Annotated in this window: 1 protein-coding gene; it reads right to left on the reverse strand. The window is 54.7% G+C overall.

Annotated elements, in window-relative coordinates:
- Nucleotides 1–183: 183 nt before the first annotated feature.
- A partial coding sequence (locus tag BN874_RS13265; protein WP_034434253.1) for a beta strand repeat-containing protein occupies nucleotides 184–2,633 on the reverse strand: 2,450 nt, incomplete at its 5' end.

Here is a 2,633-nt window from a genome sequence, read left to right on the forward strand (position 1 = left end):
GAAAAGCAGCCGTAGGGTGGGCAACCGGGGTTATCGTTTGCCCACCCTTTCCCAATCATCCCACCCCATAAAAAACCGCCCCGTTCATTGAAGAACAGGGCGGTTCGTTTTCATCGGTTCCGCGTCAGCGGTGTTCCATTCCGCGTGGGCAAACGATACCGCCGTTTGCCCACCCTACCTGGCTTACACCACCGTAAAGACGAAGTTGTCGTTAGCGGCGTTGTATACCAGCGTGTCATCCACACCAGTACCCAGAATCGTGATACGGACATCGTTAGCAACATTGTAGACACCATCGCCATTCAGATCGAAATCGATGGTCATCACGCCCGCTGCCTGAGTTGCTGCTACATTGGTATTAGGTCCAAGCGCCGTACCAGCAATGGCAACATTAGCTGCACTGGTACCCAGCACCACGCCTCCATTCTTGAACAAAGCCTCCATGGCAGAACTGAAGTCCAGTGTGACCGTATCGCCAACAGCAAAAGCGTTGTTGGCATTGATGGCAATGACATTCCCTGCCTTGAAGTCGCCCGAATTAAAAGCGGTCGACGTGAAGATCAAGGTATGTGCAGCACCAGTAACACCAAGTTCCAAGTTATCAGAACCGCCTCCCGTGTATGCGGTAACCGCATTGGTAGCAGCATTAACCAACACTATGCCGTCGGCATTGGGAGTACCCTTGACCAGTATCGACGCAATCGGTGCAGCAGTGGCAGTCAGCCCAAGAGCCGCTTTGCCCGTCAAGCCGGTTGCATCCACTTCCGTTAGTCCAACGGTAGTCACCCCTGCTGTGATCAGCGTAGTCTCGGACCCAGTGACGACAATCTTCTCAAGATCTGCCGCAGCCAAATCGGCAATGGAATTGGCATTAGCACTTGTAACCGCACCACCTGGCAGAGTAATCGCCGCTGCCGTCGCCGTCGGGGTGCTGGCAATGCTATTGACGTTCAGTACGTCTACGTTGGCAAAAGTCAGCGAAGTAGTGACATCAACGCCATCGGCGCTCTTGATAATGCTATTGTCAAGCTTGACCGTCGCAGTATCGCTGGTGCCGCCGGCGACAAAGTTTTTAGCGGTCAAGGTAATTATTGCTGGGGCATCGTTGGTGAACATAATATTGTTCACCGCCCCGCTGTTGATGTTGTTGACCGTCAGGCCAGCGCCACCCGTTTCGCTGATCAAAATTCCAGTCAGCGGGTTATTGGCGATGATGGCGTCAACGTCATAAGCTGTGGCATCAGCAGTCGTGGCTTCATACACCTCAAAATTCTTGACGTTGGTAGCCGCTGCCTTGGTCACAGTATCGGCATCGCTCGCTGCGAAGGTGTCAGTACCATTGCCGCCATCCAAGACATCAGCGACGGTCAGTGTTGCCGCCATATTGACCCGGTCGCTGCCCGTGCCGCCCGTGAAGGCGAGGCTGGATGCGGCGATGGAGTTGAGATTGACACCCACCGAATTGGACGTAGCGTTAAAGGTGGTAATGGTGCCCAGTGCCGTATCGATCAACAATGCCTGGTTACCGCCAACTGTCACTGTCTTCAACTGCCCACCCGTATTCACCAGTTGGAAGTTGCTGGCGCCACCCGTGGTCGTGATGTTCAACGTCGCCAGTTGAGTGCCCGTGAAGTCCACAGTATCTTGTTGACTCGCAGTGGCATCATAAGCCAAGGTTCCAAACTTGTTGAGCGACAAGTCCAGCGAAGTCTGGCTATTGCCAGCAATGACCGGATCGGCGGCGACGTTGGTCGGCATGTTGCTCAGTTTCAGCGCTTGGCCAGCACCCAAAGTAAAAGTGCGGTTGGCGGCGAATAGTTCGCTGTCAACTTCCAACGAAGTCAACCCCGCGATCGTCGATACATTGAGGTCGCCGGCAGGCGCAAAGTAATAGGCATTCTCGATATTCGACAGCGTGGGGATGATATTCGTCGAGAAGATCTTCAACGTATCGATACCCGGTCCTGCATTCAGCTGATCGCCCACATTGACGGTCAAGCTCCCGGCATTGGTGTTATCACCAACAATGGTGTCGTTACCTGACGTATCTGTGGTGCCCAAGCTACCAATCAAGCCTGGCAGAACATCAATCGCCGTCGTGAGTACGAAGGTCTGGCCCGCTCCGCCCGTTCCCGTCGTCCCAAAATTGAGGTCGGTATTAGTAGTGATACCGGCGAAAGCATTACCGACCAGATCAGTGATAACACCCGGAGCAATGCTGACATAGTAACTCGCCCCGGTCTGCAAATCCGCTGTTGGATTGATGGTGACGGCAGAGCCACTGAAACTCACTTGCGTGGTATCGGTAACGCTGATAACGCGAGTATCGCTGCTATTGGAGCTATTGACGATCTGAATGTTCCCCGTCCCCGCCTTCACCGTCTCGGACATCGTCAGCACGATATTGACGCCCACCGCTATATCGGTCGCATTATCCGCCGGCGCGCTGCTCACCAGCGTCGGGGCGATGGTATCCACCACCACCGACTTATTGGTGATTGCAGCCACCGAGTTACCGGCCGCATCCTGCAAATCCTTGGTGGGATCGGTATTGGGGGTGTAGGACACCGTAACGGTGCCGCTCACGCTGCTGCCCAAGCCCAAGGTGACCGAAGAACCGTTGATGGTGACGG

Source organism: Candidatus Contendobacter odensis Run_B_J11 (assembly GCF_000531125.1).
GTDB lineage: Bacteria > Pseudomonadota > Gammaproteobacteria > Competibacterales > Competibacteraceae > Contendibacter > Contendibacter odensensis.